Source organism: Polymorphospora sp. NPDC051019, from assembly GCF_040683055.1.
Lineage (GTDB): Bacteria > Actinomycetota > Actinomycetes > Mycobacteriales > Micromonosporaceae > Polymorphospora > Polymorphospora lycopeni.
In genome coordinates this window covers 158,691-175,677 of the sequence record NZ_JBFBCH010000007.1, presented here as the reverse complement: position 1 = coordinate 175,677, position 16,987 = coordinate 158,691, and the positions used below count along the sequence as shown (strand labels likewise).

12 protein-coding genes and 1 pseudogene are annotated in these 16,987 nt (G+C 70.7%); 8 read left to right on the top strand and 5 right to left on the bottom strand.

All coding sequences use genetic code 11. From position 1 onward, the window contains the following. Positions 1–32 precede the first annotated feature (32 nt). Both AB0M79_RS15605 and AB0M79_RS15600 read right to left on the bottom strand, forming a co-directional pair. Complete coding sequence (locus AB0M79_RS15605) at positions 33–2,654, bottom strand: transglycosylase domain-containing protein (RefSeq protein ID WP_364213241.1); 2,622 nt, start codon at positions 2,652–2,654, stop codon at positions 33–35. A gap of 545 nt (positions 2,655–3,199) precedes the next feature. Next, positions 3,200–3,652 carry a DUF5318 domain-containing protein gene (locus AB0M79_RS15600; RefSeq protein ID WP_357535131.1) on the bottom strand — a complete coding sequence of 151 codons (453 nt, stop codon included), beginning with the start codon at positions 3,650–3,652 and terminating at the stop codon, positions 3,200–3,202. A gap of 249 nt (positions 3,653–3,901) precedes the next feature. Between AB0M79_RS15600 and AB0M79_RS15595 the strand changes: the two genes are divergently transcribed. Together AB0M79_RS15595 and AB0M79_RS15590 are read left to right on the top strand one after the other, a co-directional pair. Then, complete coding sequence (locus AB0M79_RS15595) at positions 3,902–4,528, top strand: PadR family transcriptional regulator (protein ID WP_357535133.1); 627 nt, start codon at positions 3,902–3,904, stop codon at positions 4,526–4,528. 20 nt (positions 4,529–4,548) lie between these two features. Continuing rightward, positions 4,549–5,628, top strand: coding sequence for an inositol-3-phosphate synthase (locus tag AB0M79_RS15590; protein ID WP_357535135.1), 1,080 nt, complete (start codon positions 4,549–4,551; stop codon positions 5,626–5,628). Positions 5,629–5,713: 85 nt separating this feature from the next. Here AB0M79_RS15590 and AB0M79_RS15585 read toward each other — a convergent pair whose 3' ends face one another. Beyond that, positions 5,714–6,199 carry a methylated-DNA--[protein]-cysteine S-methyltransferase gene (locus tag AB0M79_RS15585; protein WP_364213237.1) on the bottom strand — a complete coding sequence of 162 codons (486 nt, stop codon included), beginning with the start codon at positions 6,197–6,199 and terminating at the stop codon, positions 5,714–5,716. Positions 6,200–6,369: 170 nt separating this feature from the next. On the opposite strand from AB0M79_RS15585, the gene AB0M79_RS15580 reads away from it, so the two are divergent. Together AB0M79_RS15580 and AB0M79_RS15575 are read left to right on the top strand one after the other, a co-directional pair. After that, positions 6,370–6,840 (top strand): hypothetical protein, encoded by a 471-nt coding sequence (locus AB0M79_RS15580; RefSeq protein WP_364213601.1) that lies wholly within the window; start codon positions 6,370–6,372, stop codon positions 6,838–6,840. Positions 6,841–6,872: 32 nt separating this feature from the next. Beyond that, entirely contained in the window at positions 6,873–8,390 is a 1,518-nt protein-coding gene (locus AB0M79_RS15575) for an SPFH domain-containing protein (protein WP_364213234.1), read from the top strand. Positions 8,391–8,453: 63 nt separating this feature from the next. Here the strand turns inward: AB0M79_RS15575 and AB0M79_RS15570 are convergent, their stop codons facing one another. Next, positions 8,454–9,518, bottom strand: coding sequence for a hypothetical protein (locus AB0M79_RS15570; RefSeq protein WP_364213231.1), 1,065 nt, complete (start codon positions 9,516–9,518; stop codon positions 8,454–8,456). Positions 9,519–9,697: 179 nt separating this feature from the next. Further along, a complete protein-coding gene (locus AB0M79_RS15565) occupies positions 9,698–11,188 on the bottom strand; it encodes a CCA tRNA nucleotidyltransferase (RefSeq protein WP_364213228.1) in 1,491 nt (496 codons plus the stop codon). Between the two features lie 140 nt (positions 11,189–11,328). Here AB0M79_RS15565 and murJ point away from each other — a divergent pair, with 140 nt between their 5' ends. The 4 genes and pseudogenes from murJ (at position 11,329) to AB0M79_RS15545 (ending at position 16,906) form a co-directional block, all read left to right on the top strand. Continuing rightward, positions 11,329–13,089: a murein biosynthesis integral membrane protein MurJ gene (gene murJ / locus AB0M79_RS15560; protein ID WP_364213225.1), complete on the top strand. Its 1,761-nt coding sequence runs from the start codon at positions 11,329–11,331 to the stop codon at positions 13,087–13,089. 335 nt (positions 13,090–13,424) lie between these two features. Next, a pseudogene (locus AB0M79_RS15555) lies at positions 13,425–15,027 on the top strand (protein kinase family protein). A gap of 146 nt (positions 15,028–15,173) precedes the next feature. Continuing rightward, a complete protein-coding gene (sigM, locus tag AB0M79_RS15550; protein WP_364213598.1) occupies positions 15,174–15,896 on the top strand; it encodes an RNA polymerase sigma factor SigM in 723 nt (240 codons plus the stop codon). Then, on the top strand, positions 15,893–16,906 hold the full coding sequence (locus tag AB0M79_RS15545) for a hypothetical protein (RefSeq protein ID WP_364213222.1): 1,014 nt from the start codon (positions 15,893–15,895) through the stop codon (positions 16,904–16,906). The genes sigM and AB0M79_RS15545 overlap by 4 nt, the downstream gene beginning before the upstream one ends. The last annotated feature ends 81 nt before the right edge of the window (positions 16,907–16,987 follow it).

Below are 16,987 nucleotides of genomic sequence, written 5' to 3'. Positions count from 1 at the left end.
GCCGCCGGCGCGTCGTCCACCGCGGACTGTCGTTACCGCCACCTGGTCGGCGTCGGGGTCGGCCTGATCAGCCCGTCGAACGGGTTGTCGTCACCGCCGCCACCACCGCCCGGGTTGCCGCCGCCACCAGGGTTGCCGCCGCCGCCCGGGTTGCCGCCGCCACCAGGGTTGTCGCCGCCACCTGGGTTGCCACCACCGCCCGGGTTGCCACCACCTGGGTTGCCGCCCGGGTTGTCACCGCCCGGGGTCGGGCAGGTGATCCGCAGCGGGTCGGTGCATTCGGGGGTCGTTGGCACGACAGGCGGCGGCGACACACCATTGGCCGCCGGGTGGTTCGGGTCGCCGGTGCTCTTCTTCTCCTTGAACGATTCGTTCTTGAGCTTGAGCGCGGCGTGCGCGTCCTCCATGAACTTGTCCCAGATCGCCGCCGGCGTGCCGGCACCACCCATCGCCCTGCCGTTCGCCTCCTTCACCGCCTCACGCTTGCCCTTGGTGCCGACCCACACCGCGGAGGCGATCTGCGGCGTGGCGCCGACCATCCAGGCGTCGCCGTTGTCGCTCGTGTTCTGCCGGAGTTCCCAGGTGCCGGTCTTGCCGGTCGCCGGCCGGCCGCCCTTGAGTCCCTTGCCGATGTTGCCCGGGATCTTCTGCAGTACGGCGTTGAGCGAGTCCATCTGCTCGGGCTGGAAGACCTCCTTGGGCTTCAACTGCTCGCCGCCGACCTTGACCCATTCGCCGGCCGAGTTGCGCTCCTCGACCAACTCGATGAAGTGGGCCTTGTGGTAGGTGCCCCGGTTGGCCAGGGTCGCCACCCCGTTGGCGTGGTCGAGCACGGTGATGCCGTACTGGCCGTAGCCGATCTGCTTGTCGAACTGCGACGGCGCGACGTCCGCGGGCTTGCTCTCCAGCAGGTTGATCGCCTTGGCGTCGTTGTTCCACATGGTGCGGATGCCGGCGTCGCGGGCCGCCTCCACGATCTTGTCCGGTCCGAGTTCCTTGGCGATCCAGTAGAACGGCGCGTTGTACGACTCGATCGTCATTTCCTCCAGCGAACACCACTTGGCACAGGAGTGCGTACGGCCGGCGTTGGAGATCTCGAAGTCGCCGTCCTTGATCTTCGTCGAGTCCCAGTGCGTGTCCATGGAGATGTTGGCCTTGAGAGCCGCCGCCAAGGTATAGACCTTGAAGGTCGAGCCGGGGGCGTGACCACCGGTGGTGCCGCCGTCGTTGGCGCCCGCGTAGTCGTAGTCCGTGCCGCTCTCACCGCCGTAGTAGGCGAGCACCCGGCCGTTGTTCGGATCCACCGCGACCAGGGCGGCCATGTAGTTCTCGGGCAGCTTCGACATCGGCGACGTCTTGGACGCCCGGCGGGACGCCTCCTGGGCCGCCTTCTGCACCCTGGGGTCGATGGTGGTCTTGATCCGGTAGCGGCCCTTGCGCCAGTCCGTGATACCCATCGCCTCGAGCTCGTCGCGGACGTAGTTGATCACGTTTCCGGACGGGGTGTTGACGCCACAGTCGGTGGCGCAGGACTTCTTCGGGTCGTACGTCTTGAGGGTCTCTTCGGGGAAGACGGCGGCGGCCCGCTCCTCAGCGGTGATCCACTTCTTGTCCAGCATATTGTTGAGCGTGTAGTTCCAGCGCTCCTCGGTGGCCGGCCGGTTGACCTGCGGGTCGTAACCCATGTGGCCGGTGACCCGGTCCGGCTCCGGCTGCTTGATCACCGATGCGAGGACGGCCGCCTCCGACGGGGTGAGCGCCCCCTTCTCGCCGGGCGGGATCAGGACCGACTTCCCGAAGTAGGTCTGGGCGGCGGCCTCGATGCCGTAGCTGCCCCGGCCGAAGTAGATCGCGTTCAGGTAGTAGCCGAGGATCTGCTGCTTGTCGAGTTCCTGTTCGAGCTTCGAGGCGAGCAGCGCCTCGCGGAGCTTACGGCTGTAGCTGATGTCCGTCAGTTCGGCCACGTGCCGGGCGTACTGCTGGGTGATCGTCGAGGCACCCTGGGTCGCACCGCCGGTGAAGTTGTTCCACGCGGCGCGGGCGATGCCCTTCATGTCGATGCCGGTGTGGTCGAGGAAGTTCTTGTCCTCGGCCGCCATCACGGCGTTTCCGACGACCGGCGAGATCTTGTCGGCCGGGACGATGGTGCGGTTCTGCTCACCGAGTTTCGCCAACTGGCTGCCGTCGGCGTACATGATCGTGGTGGTCTCCGGCTCACCGAAGTCGGTCGGCGACTTGACGGTGGTGGAGAACCAGGCCAGGCCGACGACACCCGCCCCGGCCAACATGATCATTACGGCGAACGAGGCGATCAGCAGGTTGATCCGCTTACGCCGCTTGGCCTTCTTGCTCGGCGGGCCGCTGCGCCGGTTCCGGCGTCCACCGGATCCGGAGTCGTCGGGTCCGTCCGGGCCGAAACCACCCGGTCCCTTCGGACCGCGCGGGCCGCCCGGGCCCGAACCGCCCGGTCCGGCCGCCGCGGGTGTCACCGGACGGACGGAGGCCCGTCCGACGGTCGCCCGACCGGCGACCGGCGCGGCGCCGACGGTGGCCCGCCCACCGGCCCGGTCACCGCCGGGTCCGGGTACGACCGCGCGTCCGACCTGCGCCCGACCGGCCGGCGCGCTCCCGGTCCCGTTACCCGGACCGTTCACCGACGCACTGCCGACCGAAGCGCTACCGACCGAAGCGCTACCGACCGAAGCGCTACCGCTGGCCGAACTGCGGGCCGACGCGCTACCGACCGACGCACTGCCGACCGAGGCGCTGCCCACCGACGCTCGGCCACTGGAGGCGCGGCCGGTGGCCGCGGCGCGGGGAGGGCCGGGCTCGCTGTAGCCCGCCGCGGCCCGCGGCACCTCGAAGCCGCCTGCCGGCTGTGCCGGCGAGTCGAATGCGTCCTGGCCAGAACGCCGGTACGGGTTCTCGGCCTCGGATCCGGAGTCGCCGTCGGAGCCGGAGATCCGGGCTCTTCCACGCGCGGAACTGGGGTCGCCGTACGAGTTCATTCCTCACACCCTGCCGGTCGCGGTGGTTCGCGGCTGCGACACCACCGGTTTGCCGTGAGTTGGGACACGCTGCGGCGCCGATCTACGGCGGCCATATGCAGCTTTATCTGCAATAACCGGACTTATCCGGTTGACGATCTGCCGGGCGTTACGTTTTCGGTCGAGCGCCGTCGGGGCCAGGGGGACAGTGGTCACCGGCCGGCCCCATGCCTTCGTTCCGGTGTGACACCGCCGCCCGATGCCGCCATTGGCTCGGCCGTGGCCTGCTCGGAGTCGAGCAGACCGTCCCGGCCGAGCAGGAACTGCTCGACGAGGTGGTTCCAGTCGCAGGCCCGGCAGACTTCCACCACGTAGACCTGAAACTCACGCAGCGTCATCGCCAGCAGGGACAGCTCGGCCCGGTTCCGGGCCTGGCCGGCCGACTGCTTGAGCTCGTCGCCATAGATGTAGTGCACCAGCGTGAGGTTTTCCTTGCGGCAGATCGGGCAGCGGTCCTCGGTTGGTTCGCCGTGGAACCGCGCGGCGTTCTTGAGGTACGGCGAAGCGTCACACACCTCGTAAGTGCCCACCCGGCCGGAAAACACCTCGCGCAGCAGCGACCGCCGCCGAAGCGAGTAGTCGACCGCCTGCCGCTGGGTACGCATGGGCAGAAGGGTACGCGGTCCGGCCGAACGAGGCGACCACTCGCCGGTCATATACGGCGTCGACAGGACCTTCGCACCCCTACCGCATCACATCGTCAATCACTGTACGTAACATCCGGTGCGCAAAATCGGGGGTTTGCCCGCATCCCATTCGGCGACTAACGTTGCGATGTATCGGGCCGATACATCGGTGCGTCCCACCCCGGGAGTGGGTCGAGCGCCACCGGCGTGGATGAGGAAGGCAGGGCCGTGCTCGAACTCGCCATCCTCGGCCTTTTGCAGGAATCTCCCATGCACGGCTACGAGCTACGGAAGGAACTCACCGCCAAGCTGGGAGCGATCCGGGCGGCGATCAGCTACGGCTCGCTCTATCCGACCCTGCGTCGGCTGCAGGCGGCCGGGTGGATCAGTGAGACGGGCGACACGCCGACCGCCACCGAGGAGGTACCTCCCCTGACCTCGCGGCGTGGCCGCGTCGTCTACCGGATCACCGCAGAGGGCAAGGAACGTTTTGCCGAACTGCTCGCGCAGGCCGGCCCCGAGACGTACGAGGACACCGGCTTCGGAGTGCACTTCGCATTCTTCGCCCGCACCGACCAGGCCACCCGGCTGCGGATCCTGGAGGGTCGCCGGCGCAAGGTCGAGGAGCGCCGCGAAGGTCTGCGCGACGTCCTGAGCCGTGCCGCCGAGCGACTCGACGCCTACACCCTCGAACTGCAACGCCACGGCCTGGAGGCCTGTGAGCGTGAGGTTCGGTGGCTGGAGGAGCTCATCGCCAACGAGCGCTCCGGCCGGGCCCCCCGAACGGGTGGGCCACGAGAAGAGACAAGCCCGCCTCCGCCTGGGCAGTCCAGGAAAGAGCCGGAGCGGCCGTGATTAAGAAGGAGGCAAACGCGATGGGCTCCGTCCGCGTCGCCATCGTCGGTGTCGGGAACTGTGCTTCATCCCTGGTCCAGGGGGTGGAGTACTACCGCAACGCCGACCCGAACGACCGCGTCCCGGGTCTCATGCACGTCACCTTCGGCGACTACCACGTATCCGACGTGCAGTTCGTCGCGGCGTTCGACGTTGACGCCAAGAAGGTGGGCATGGACCTCGCGGAGGCGATCGTCGCCAGCGAGAACAACACCATCAAGCTGTGCGACGTGCCGCCGACCGGCGTACTCGTGCAGCGTGGCCCGACCCTCGACGGCCTGGGCCAGTACTACCGCGAGATCGTGCAGGAGTCCGACCAGACCGAGGTCGACGTGGCCCAGGCGCTGCGCGACGCGCAGGTCGACGTCGTGGTGTCCTACCTGCCGGTGGGTTCGGAGCAGGCCGACAAGTTCTACGCCCAGGCGGCGATCGACGCGGGTTGCGCGTTCGTCAACGCCCTGCCGGTCTTCATCGCCTCCGACCCGGAGTGGGCGCAGAAGTTCGTCGACGCCGGCCTGCCGATCGTCGGTGACGACATCAAGAGCCAGGTCGGCGCGACCATCGTGCACCGTGCGCTGGCCAAGCTGTTCGAGGACCGCGGGGTCGAACTGCTGCGCACCTACCAGCTCAACTTCGGCGGCAACATGGACTTCATGAACATGCTGGAGCGCAACCGCCTGGTCTCGAAGAAGATCTCGAAGACCCAGTCGGTGACGTCCCAGGTGCCGCACGAGATGGCCAAGAGCGACGTGCACATCGGCCCGTCGGACCACGTGCCGTGGCTCGACGACCGCAAGTGGGCGTACATCCGCCTGGAGGGTCGCTCGTTCGGTGACACCCCGCTCAACGCGGAGCTGAAGCTCGAGGTGTGGGACTCGCCCAACTCGGCCGGCGTCATCATCGACGCGGTCCGGGCCGCGAAGATCGCGCTGGACCGCAAGATCGCCGGTCCGATCATGTCCGCGTCGAGCTACTTCATGAAGTCGCCGCCGGTGCAGTACGCCGACCACGAGGCCCACCAGGCCGTCGAGGACTTCATCGCCGGCAAGATCGCCAACTGAGCGACCGGAACGCGTCCGGGGCCGGGTCCGTACGGGACCCGGCCCCGCGCCGTCGTCGGCCCCGCGTCGCCCACGGTGGGACCGTTCAGGACCAGGCCCGGCGCAGGGCTACGCCCGCCTCCAGTTCCAGGAGGTGGCGCTTGCGCGGCAGCCCGCCGCCGAAGCCGACGAGCTTTCCGCCCGCGCCGACGACCCGGTGACAGGGCACGATGACCGGGATCGGGTTGCGGTTGCAGGCGGTCCCGACCGCCCGGGCCGCGCCCGGATCGCCCACCGCGCGGGCGATCTCGCCGTACGTCCGCATCTCGCCGTACGGAATCAGCGACAGTTCCGCCCAGACCGCGCGCTCGAAGTCGCTGCCCCGCCGTACCGACAGCACTCCGGTGAAGGTGGTCAGCTCGCCGGCGAAGTAGTCGCGAAGCTCCGTCAGGGCGTGGGCCAGTGGGCCGGCGTCGACTTGCGCCGGGTCGGCCGCCCCCTCGACCGGGCCGAAGTGCACCCCGCAGATCCCGGCGTCGTCGACGCCGACGGACAGGTCGCCGATCGGCGAGTCGAGTACGGCCCAACGCATGGCCCCATTGTCCCGCACCGACCGGACGTCCCCGAACGGGTGCGAGCGGGCGGCGACGCACCGTGACCGAGGTACGGCACTGCGGGATCGTTGCAGGTGATCGCTACCCTGCAGGCGTGGACACCGCGACGATCGTCTTCCTGGTCATCGGTGGAATCGGCGTCGCGCTGATGGCGGCGGGCCTGCTCGGCGGTGAGCTGCTCCACTTCGGCCATCCCGACGTCGATGGACCGGTGTCGCTGGAGATGATCGCCGGATTCGTAGGCGCGTTCGGATTCGGTGCCGCGATCGCCAATGAACTCCTCGGTGGTGACACCCCGGGGCTGATCGCCGGTGCGGCCGGTGCCGGGCTCGTCGCGGCCGTACCCACCGCGTGGCTGGCGGTGCGCCTGGCCCGGGCGGCTCGTGACATGCGTACCGACGCCACCCCGACCCGGGACGACCTGGTCGGATCTCTCGGGATCGTGGTCACCCCGATCCCGGCCGGCGGATACGGCGAGGTGCGGGTCCAGCTCGGTGGCCAGCAGGTCAAGTTCAGTGCCCGGGCCGCGGCCGCGATCCCACTGGGTGTCTCCGTCTTCGTGGTCGAGGCGCCGACCGACACGAGTGTCTTCGTCGAGGAGACCCAAGTCATCCAATAAGTCCGAGATTCCCTATATATGAGGACGGTCCGATGACCCCACTGCTCATCGCGATCGGCGGCGGCGTGCTGCTGATCTTCATCCTGGTGCTCTTCGTGCTCTCCCGGATCAAGGTGGCCGGGCCGAACGAGGCCTTCATCGTGACCGGCCGCAAGGGCCGTACGACGCAGGGCGCCGACGGATCCCGCTCGACCGACAACTCCGGCCAGAAGGTCGTCATGGGCGCCTCGGTGTTCGTGCTTCCGGTCGTGCAGAAGCTGCAGTCCCTCGATTTGTCCAGCCGGCGGATCCACGTCGAGATCCAGGGCGCGGTCAGCAAGCAGGGCATCCGGGCCAAGCTGCAGGGCGTCGCGATCGTCAAGGTCGGCGGCAACGAGGGTGCCATCCGGGCCGCCGCCCAGCGGTTCCTGCACCAGCAGAACGAGATCGAGGAGTTCACCCGCGAGGTACTGGCCGGTGCGCTGCGCTCCATCGTCGGCCGGCTCACCATCGAGGAGATCATCCGCGACCGGGCGGCGTTCGCCAGTGCGGTGGCCGAGGAGGCCGAGCACTCGATGACCAACCAGGGGCTGGTGCTCGACACCTTCCAGCTCCAGGACATCTTCGCCGAGGGCACCTACCTCCAGGACCTGGGCCGTCCGGAGGCCGCCCGGGTGCTCAAGGACGCGGCCATCGCCGAGGCCCGCGCCCGGCAGGCCGCCGAGCAGGAGCGGCTGCTGGCCGAGGAGGCCATCGCCGAGGCCAACCGCAACCTGGAGCTGAAGCAGGCCTCGATCCAGGCCGAGATCGACGCCGCCAAGGCGAAATCGGCGGCGTCCGGCCCGCTCGCCCAGGCCGAACGCGACCAGGCGATCCTCTCCGAGCAGCAGAAGGTCGCCGAGCGCAACGCCGAACTGAAGGAGCGCCAGCTCGACACCGAGGTCCGCAAGCCCGCCGACGCGGAGCGGTACAAGGTGGAGCAGGAGGCCGAGGCGGCCCGTAACGCCGCCGTGCTCGGCGCCGACGCGCAGCGGCAGGCGACCATCGCCGCCGCGCAGGCGCAGGCCGAGCAGGCCCGGCTCACCGGTGAGGGCGAGCGGGCCCGGCGGGCCGCGCTCGCCGAGGCCAACGCCATCGAGGGTGCCAAGGAGGGTGAGGCGGAGCAGCGCCGCCGTACCGCGATCGCCGAGGCCATCGAGCGGGAGGGCCAGGCCGAGGCCGCCGCGATCCTGGCGAAGGGCCAGGCCGAGGCCGACGCGATGGCCCGCAAGGCCGAGGCGTTCGCCGCGTACGGCGAGGCGGCCGTCCTCGACCTGCTGGTCAAGATGCTGCCGCAGGTGGTCGAGGCGGCGAGCGCCCCGATGGGCTCGATCGACAAGATGACCGTCATCTCCACCGACGGTGCCTCGTCGCTGACCAAGTCGGTCGCGAACAACGTCGCCCAGGGCCTTCAGCTCGGCACCGACCTGACCGGCATCGACCTCGCCGGCCTGCTGGCGAAGCTCGGCTCGAACGGCACCGGGACCGCGGACGGCGACGGCCGGGTCCTGGACAGCGCCCCGAAGAACTGACCACCAACGACAGAGAGCGCCGCCCCCGGTTCGGGGCGGCGCTCTCGCGTATGGAGGGTCGGCTCAGCGGACGCGCGAGTACTTGATCTCCATGTTGTAGGAGCTCTGCACGAGCTGATCGCCGCTGCACGTGTATTTCGACGGGTCGTCGCCGCCGCCGAGCGGCTCGCTGACCGGCTGCCCGCCGCCCACGGTGGCCGTCGTCGTGCCGTCGGGCTTGACGTTCGACAACGAGAGCGTGCCGTTATCGGCCCGGTAGTCGAAGGTGATCCGACCCGTGAACTTGATGGTCACCGTCTGGCCCTGCACGGAGCCCCGGTATTCGGTGCCGGTGCCGTACTCGGTGACGCCCTTGCCATCGGCGGTGAGGGAGAGCCTCGCCCACGGACTCCGGCCGTTGAAGGTCACGTTGCCGACCCCGTCGATCGGCACCTCTTCACGGTGCGAGTTGACCACCCACTCACCGACCACGCACTGGTCGATGCCGGGCACCGCGGGCGCCGACGACTCGGACTGCTGCGCGGAGGGCGTCGGGTTGGGGGAGTTGGCCAGGACATCGGGGTCGTCCTCATCGTTGCCGCGCATCCCGACGACGACCAGGATCGCGACGACGAGCACGGCGAGCGTCGAGCCGAGCGCGATGGCCGGTACCAGGAACTTGTTCTTGCTCGGCGGCTGCTGCTGCGGGATCGACGGATAGCTGACCGCGTATCCGCCGCCGCTCGTCGGCTGCGGGTAGGTCGGGCCGCCGCTGCCCGGGTAGCCGCCGGGCGGGGAACTGGTCGGGTAGCCGGGGGCCCCGGACTGCTGCGGGTATCCGCCGCCCGACACCGGGGGATAGCCGGCACCGGACACCGGCGGGTAGCCCGGACCGGACGAGGGCGGATAGCTCGGGCCGCCACTCCCCGGCTGGCCGTAGTCGGGCTGGCCGTACGCGCCGCCGGCGGGCTGGCCGTAGTCGGGCTGCTGCCCGTAGCCCTGCTGCCCGTACGGCTGCTGATAGTCCGGCGGCTGCTGCGCGTAGGGGGAGGGCGGCAGCGGATCGAGGCTGCCCCGGTAGGTGCCGCACTGCGTGCAGTTACCCGCCGCGTTGATGGTCACGCCGCCGCAGACAGCACACGGCTGCATGGTCGCCTCCCGGAGTACGTCGTCAGATGCCCACTGTGGCCCGTGTGCGCCAGGTGCACCGCTGCCGTTCTGCGACGGTATCCGAGCCACGCCATGCCCGTAACTGCCGATTCGGGCGACTCGGGGCAGACCGCGCCGGCGGGCGCTGTCGACTACCCGACCAAGATCGGGGGCGGGGGCTAGCCGATTCCCTCGGCGCGCGCCCAGCGCAGCAGCTCGGCCTCGGCCTCGTCGCGGTCGAGTGGTCCGCGCTCCAGCCGTACCTCTTTGAGGTGGCGCCAGGCGCGGCCGACGATCGGGCCGGCGGGCACGCCGAGCAGTTCCATGATGGCGTTTCCGTCGAGGTCGGGCCGGACCCGGGCCAGGTCCTCCTCGGCCTGGATCCGGGCGATCCGCGTCTCGAGCGCGTCGTAGTCGGCGGCGAGGGCCGCCGCCTTGCGCCGGTTGCGGGTGGTGCAGTCCGACCTCGTCAGCTTGTGCAGGCGGGGAAGGAGGTCGCCGGCGTCGGTGACGTAGCGGCGTACGGCCGAGTCGGTCCACTCGCCACGGCCGTAGCCGTAGAAGCGCAGGTGCAGCCCGACCAGGTCGACGACGGCGGAGGTGACGTCCTTGGGGAAGCGGAGCGCCTTCATCCGCTGCTTGGTCATCCGGGCCCCGACCACCTCGTGGTGGTGGAAGCTGACCCGGCCGTCGGAACCGACCGCCTTGGTGGCCGGCTTGCCGACGTCGTGCATCAGGGCGGCCATCCGCAGCAGGAAGTCCGGCTCACCGTCCTCCAGCGCGATCGCGTTGCTCACCACGGTCAGGGTGTGCTCGTAGACGTCCTTGTGCTGGGCGTGCTCGTCGATCTCGAGCTTGAGCCCGGACAGTTCAGGCAGGAACCGGTCGGCGAGCCCGGTGTCGACCAGCAGGCGCAGACCGGTGATCGGGTCGGCTCCGGACATCAGCTTCACGAACTCGTCCCGGATCCGCTCGGCGGTGATCCGGTCGAGGTCGGTGGCGAGGGCCGCCATCGCCGCCCGTACGCCGGGTTCGACGGCGAACCGCAGTTGGGCGGCGAACCGGGCGGCACGCAGCATCCGCAGCGGGTCGTCGCCGAACGACTCCTGGGGAGTGCCGGGCGTCCGGATCACCCGCGTGGCGAGGTCGTCGAGGCCGCGGTGCGGGTCGGTGAACCGGTGGTCGGGGAGGCTGACCGCCATCGCGTTGATGGTGAAGTCCCGCCGGCGCAGGTCGTCGAGCAGGCTCTTGCCGTAGCGGACCACCGGGTTGCGGGTCACGCCGTCGTACGCCTCGGCCCGGAACGTGGTGATCTCCAGCCGCAGCCCGCCCCGGGCGGCCCCGATGGTGCCGAACTCCCGTCCGGTCTCCCAGGTCGCCTCCGCCCATCCCTTGATCAGGCGAAGCGTTTCCTCGGGGTGCGCGTCGGTGCAGAAGTCGAGGTCGTCGCCGAGCCGGCCGAGCAGCGCGTCGCGTACCGAACCACCGACCAGGTGCAGTTCGTGGCCGGCTCTGGCGAACCGGCGGCCCAACTCGTCGGCGACGGGGGAGACCCGCAGCAGTTCGGTGACGGCGTTGCGCTGAGCGGCGGTCAGCTCGCGGCGCTCGGCGGCGCTCGGCGAACCGTTCGCGCCGGATGAGTTCGCGCCGGGTGAGGATGTGTCGGGCATGGGATCGCCAGCGTAGCGGGCTCCGGTGACCCGACGGTTCCCGGGCGGCCGGAGGTGCCGGTTCCGGCAGGCTCCCATTGACTAAGGTCGGACCTGTGCCGGCGGGGCGTTCACCCGCCGATCCCCTGGGAGGCTGACACATGGCCGGCGGCCTGTACCGAAGCGCGAGTGCCGCGCCCGACGGCGGGCGTCCGCCGGCCGACGGCGCGACCCCGATCTCGGCCGCGGAACCGTGGCGCCCGGCGACCCAGGCCCAGCCGGTGGTGGAGGCGACCGAGCCACCGCCCGAGCCGGCCGGCGGCGGCGCGGCCGGCAACAGCGCCGTCATGGCCGCCGGCAGCCTGGTCAGCCGGGGTACGGGCTTCCTGCGCACGCTGCTGTTGGCGGTCGCGCTGGGCGCCGGCGCGGTCGGCAACGCCTACACCACCGCGCAGATCCTGCCCGGCATGGTCTACGAGTTCCTGCTCGGCGGCATCCTGACCAGCGTCCTCGTGCCGGTCCTGGTCCGCCGCCGCAAGGGCGACCAGGACTCCGGCCAGGCCTACACCCAGCGGCTGCTCAGCCTCGCGGTGCTGGCGCTCGGCGCGGCGACGGTCCTGGCCCTGGCCCTCGCCCAGCCGCTGGCCATGCTCTACGCCAGCGACGGCACGACCCCGGAGTTCCGGTGGCTGGTCACCCGGCTGTCCTGGCTGATGCTGCCGATGATCTTCTTCTCCGGGCTGTCGGCGATGCTCAGCGCGGTGCTGAACACCAGGGGCCACTTCGCCGCCCCGATGTGGGCACCCATCCTCAACAACCTGGTCGTGATCGCGACCGTCGGCGTCTACGTGGTGGTCTACGGCGCGACCGAGGTGGGCGCGGGCGAGATGAGCCCCGGCCGGATCCTCCTGCTCGGCGGTGGCACCCTGCTCGGGGTCGCGATCCAGGCGGCCGGCCTGCTGCCGGCGCTGCGCAAGGTCGGCTTCAGATGGCGGTGGCGGTTCGACTTCGGCGGGCTCGGCCTGCGCGAACTGGCCCGGCTCGGTGCCTGGACGTTCTGTTACGTCGCGGTCAGCCAGATCGGTCTGGTGGTTGTGTTCAACCTGGTCAACCGGGCCGGCGACCAGGGCGAGGCCGGCGCGCTGATCTACAACAACGTGTTCCTGTTGCTGATGATGGCGCACGGCATCATCGCCGTGTCGATCATCACCGCCCTGATGCCCCGGATGAGCGCCGCCGCGGCCGACGAGCGGTACCCCGACCTCGCCGCCGACCTGTCCCGGGGCACCCGGACCACGACCGCGATCCTCGCCCCGGTCGCGGTCTGCTACGCGGTGCTGGCGACCCCGATCTCGTTCACCCTCTTCCGCTACGGCGCGTTCGACGAGAACGCCGCCGCCGCGACCGCGCCGGTGCTGCTCGTCGCCGGCCTGGCGCTGATCCCGTTCGCGATCAGCCAGCTCTTCACCTTCGGCTTCTACGCGTTGCCCGACACGAAGACCCCGGCCCTGGTCAACATTCCGGTGGTCGCGCTGCGGATCGCCGTACAGGTCGGCCTGTTCCTGGCCTTCTCGGCGTCGTTCACGGCGTCCGGTCTGATGGTCGGCAACGCGGTGTCCTACATCGCGGCGGCGGTGATCTCGGCCTGGCTGTTGCGCGGACGGGTGGGCCGCATCGGTCTCGGGACCATCGCCGCGACGTGGGCGAAAGTGCTGGTCGCGGCACTCGGCTCGGCCCTGGCCGGGATCGTGGTGATCAAGCTTCTGCCGGGTGACGACCGGCCGGACCGGCTGGCCGCGATCCTCCAGATCGTCCTGGGTGGCACGGCGATCGGGGTGACCTACTTCGGACTCGCGATGGCGCTGCGCATCCGCGAGATCACCGAGGTGGTCGGTATGGTGCGCCGGAAGCTGGGCCGCTGAGAAACCACGGCTAACACGAAATCCGGCGGGTGGGGTGTATCGGACGGGGATCGGGGAAGCCGGCGGACGGACGCCTCGACCAAGGCCGACAAAACACACTATTCATTTCCCTGTAGCATTCCATCTGAAAGATGACGGGACGCTACAAACCATGCCTTGTCCGACCAGGGCATACGCTCGGGGGCGGTGACCGCCGCGAGATGACATGCCAGGGACAAGCGGAACACAGGTAAGGTCACTCTCGGCGGATGCGGGTACCGCCTACGCTAGGGGTGACACACCCCGGCCGGTTCCGCGCTCGGCGGAGCCCACAGAGCCCAGTCGCACGTTGATCAATTGACATCAGCACCGAGGGAGGATCGGGTGACCCAGGTCGGCGAGGGCCAGGAGGCGGACGAAGTCGCGCCGGCCATGACGACCCCCGGTGCTCCCAGCCTCGGTGAAATCCTGGCCGAGCGGTACGAGCTGGCGGAGCACATCAACAACGACGCGGCCGGTCGCCAGGTGTGGCGCGGGGTCGACGTGATCCTCCGCCGACCGGTGGCCGTCGTGCTGCGCTACCCGGGCGGCGATCCGGCGATGGAGATGCTCCAGGCCGCGGTCGCGGCCAGCCGGGTGATCCACCCCAACCTGGTCGGCGTCTACGACGCGATCGACGAGGGGGGACGCGCCTACGTCGTACGCGAGTGGGTCGACGGCGACTCGCTGCGGGAGATGGTCGCCGACGGGCCGCTCGACCCGGCTCGCGCCACCAGCATCGCGCACGCCATCGCGGGCGCGGTGGCCGCCGTGCACGCCACCGGCATGGTGCACGGCAATGTGCACCCCGGCACCGTCCTGGCCGGCGACGACGGCCGGATCGTGCTCGCCGACGCGCGTGCCGACGTCGCCGACAGCCAGGAAACCGACGTACGCGCCATCGGCGGCGTCCTCTACTTCGCACTCACCGGCCACTGGCCGCACGCCGAGGCACCGCTGGCCAACGGCTCGCAGCCGACCGGCCGGCCCCCGTTGCCCGACGCCCTGCGGGACGCGAGCGGTGCGATCGCCGCCCCCCGTCAGGTCCGCGCCGGTGTTCCGGCCTACCTCGACGACCTGGCCATGGACCTGCTCGACGGCAATCTCGCCCTGCCGTCGTCCGACGTGCTCGCCGCCGAACTGGGTCGGCTCGACGCCGCCGTCGAAGAGGAATACCTCGACGTCGCCGGGCCGCTGCGCTTCACCTCCGCCCCCGACGGCGTGGGCGACCAGCCCCGGGCCACCCGCCGCAAGATCACCGCCGGGATCGCCGGCCTGCTGGCAATCGCCGCCGCAGGCCTTTTCTTCGGCATCAGCGCGCTGGCCGACAACGGCGATTCGCCCGACCCCGGAACCGACACCCCGGCGACGATCGCCACCCCCGGCACCGGCGAAGACGGTGGTGGTGAGGGCACCCCCATCACCAAGAATCCCGAGAAGGTCACCCTTGAGGCCGGCCAGGTCCGGGTGGTCGACCCGGACGGCACCCGCACCGAGCTCGGCGGCGTCGCGGCGGTCGTCGACGGCGACCCGAACACCGGTTGGGACACCGAGAGCTACGAGGGTCGCGGCGACTTCGGCGGCCTCAAGCGGGGGATGGGAATCCTCATCGACCTGCGGCAAGCCCGCGAGGTCACCTCCGTGCAGGTCGTGCTGTCGAACCCCGGGGCGAGCGCCGAACTGCTCGCCGGCCCCGGCGATCCCGGCTCCAGCACGGCCGGCGACAACCAGGTCATCGAGACCTACAGCACCCGCATCGGTGAGCCCTTCGCCAAGCACGACGGGACCACGATGACGTTCAGCGGGTTCCAGCCGGACCAGCAGCATCAGTTCCTGCTGGTCTGGATCACCGACCTGCCGTCGTCCGGCAACGGCAAGTTCAAGATCGGCGTACAGGAGATTACGGTCGAGGCACGGTGACCGCCACGGTCGACCGGCGCACCGACGTACTCGGCTAAGGTTCTGCCGTGGCTGGTTCAGCTCGACGCAGTGACGGCGCCCCGCGCCCGCGGTCCGAGCCGCCGCCCCCCGGTCCCGCAGCCGCCGCCACGACCGGCCGGCACCGGCTGTCCGAACTCGCCGACGCGGAGTTGCTGCGATCCCACGTCGACGGCGACCCCGATGCGTTCGGGGAACTCTTCCAGCGCCACCGCGACCGGCTGTGGGCGGTGGCGCTGCGGACGATCAGCGACCGCGAGGAGGCGGCCGACGCCGTACAGGACGCGATGCTCTCCGCCCACCGGGCCGCCGCCCGCTTCCGTGGCGACTCGGCCGTGACGACCTGGTTGCACCGCATCGTGGTCAACGCCTGCCTCGACCGGATCCGCCGCCGCCAGGCCCACCCGACCGTCCCGCTGCCGGACGGCACGTCCCCGTCCGACCCGGGTCGGACGGTCGGCGGGGTCGAGCCGGCCGCGCCGGCGCCCGACCACGACACCGTGCTGGTCGTCCGGGAGGCGCTCGACCAGTTGCCGGTCGAGCAGCGGGCCGCGTTGATCCTGGTCGATGTACAGGGTTATCCGGTCGCCGAGGTCGCGGTGATGCTCGGCGTCGCCGAGGGCACCATCAAGAGTCGCTGCGCCCGCGGCCGCGCCCGGCTCGCGGGCATGCTCGGTCACCTGCGCGGCGAGCCCGAACCGGCGCCGGCCGGCGCCGACGCCGGCGGCCCGGACACCGGCGGACGACGTACGGGCGTGCCGGCCGTCACTGGCGGGAACCCCGGGGCGGGTAAACGCGTCCCATCTGAGCCAGCCAGTTCGGCGACCGACGCGAAGCAGGAGGGCAAGTGAGCACGGGCCAGTCCAGGGAGGTCGATCTCGACCTGCTGGCCGACTATGTCGGTGGTGCGCTCGACGGCACCCCCGAGGAGGCGGCGGTCGCCCGGCTGATCGCCGACGACGACCGGTGGTCCGCCGCGCACGATGCTTTGCTGATCGCGTCCGGAGCGGTCACGGCCGACCTCGCGGACTGGGGTGCGGCAAGCGAACCGATGCCGGCCGACGTGACCACCCGGATCACCACCGCCCTCGCCGACGCGGCCCGGATTCCGTCGTCCCGGCAGACCACGGAGACCGGATCCACGACCGGATCCACGACCGGGTCGACCACCTCGGACGCCCCGCCGGACGGCGCCGCCGACGAGCGGACCGGCCGCCGGCTGACCGCCGTACCCGGTGGGCGACCGGAATCCGGCGACCGGGCTGCCGCCCGCCGACGCCGCATGCGGCGCTGGGCGGCCCCGGCCACGGTCGCCGCGGGTGTCGTGGCCTTCGCCGCCTTCGGCGTCACCCAGCTCGTCGGTGACACCAGGTCCAGCCAGGACACCGCAGCCGGCGGTGACGACCGGTCCACGGCCAGCGCGGAGGCGGCCGAGCCGTACGGGTCGACCGAGGCCATGGGTACGCGGCGGCTGGCCAGCGGCACCGACTACGATCCGGCGACGCTTCGGTCGATCGTCGACGCCGCCGACCGGCAGAGCACGCTGAGCACGACTCCCGACACCGTGCTGGAGCCGGACGGGTCGGCGCCGACGCCGACCGGGACGCCGACGGGCGCCTCCGGCCTGGAGACGCTGAGCAGCGAGGCGGCGTTGTCGGCCTGCGTCGACGCGGTGAGCCAGGAACACGGTCGAGGGCCGGTCGCCGTCGACCTGGTCGACTACGCGGCTTTCCAGGGGATCCCGGCGCTGGTGATGCTCTTCACCGACAGCGGTGGGCAGCGATGGGTGTGGGTCGCCGGCCCCGGCTGCGGCCAGGCCGGGTCCGGTGCCGACACCCGTTACCGCACCTCGGTAGGGTGAGCTGACGATGACCGACCGTCGACCGGGGTGACCTGACCCACCGCCACCACGGCCCGGGAATCCTGGTTCGTACGATTGCGT

Coding starts and splice junctions, on each gene's coding strand:
- AB0M79_RS15600 (WP_357535131.1), bottom strand. CDS start 3,652: ATGCGTACCCAGCGGCAGGCGGTCGACTACTCGCTTCGGCGGCGGTCG.
- AB0M79_RS15590 (WP_357535135.1), top strand. CDS start 4,549: ATGGGCTCCGTCCGCGTCGCCATCGTCGGTGTCGGGAACTGTGCTTCA.
- AB0M79_RS15585 (WP_364213237.1), bottom strand. CDS start 6,199: ATGCGTTGGGCCGTACTCGACTCGCCGATCGGCGACCTGTCCGTCGGC.
- AB0M79_RS15580 (WP_364213601.1), top strand. CDS start 6,370: ATGGCGGCGGGCCTGCTCGGCGGTGAGCTGCTCCACTTCGGCCATCCC.
- AB0M79_RS15575 (WP_364213234.1), top strand. CDS start 6,873: ATGACCCCACTGCTCATCGCGATCGGCGGCGGCGTGCTGCTGATCTTC.
- AB0M79_RS15570 (WP_364213231.1), bottom strand. CDS start 9,518: ATGCAGCCGTGTGCTGTCTGCGGCGGCGTGACCATCAACGCGGCGGGT.
- AB0M79_RS15565 (WP_364213228.1), bottom strand. CDS start 11,188: ATGCCCGACACATCCTCACCCGGCGCGAACTCATCCGGCGCGAACGGT.
- murJ (WP_364213225.1), top strand. CDS start 11,329: ATGGCCGGCGGCCTGTACCGAAGCGCGAGTGCCGCGCCCGACGGCGGG.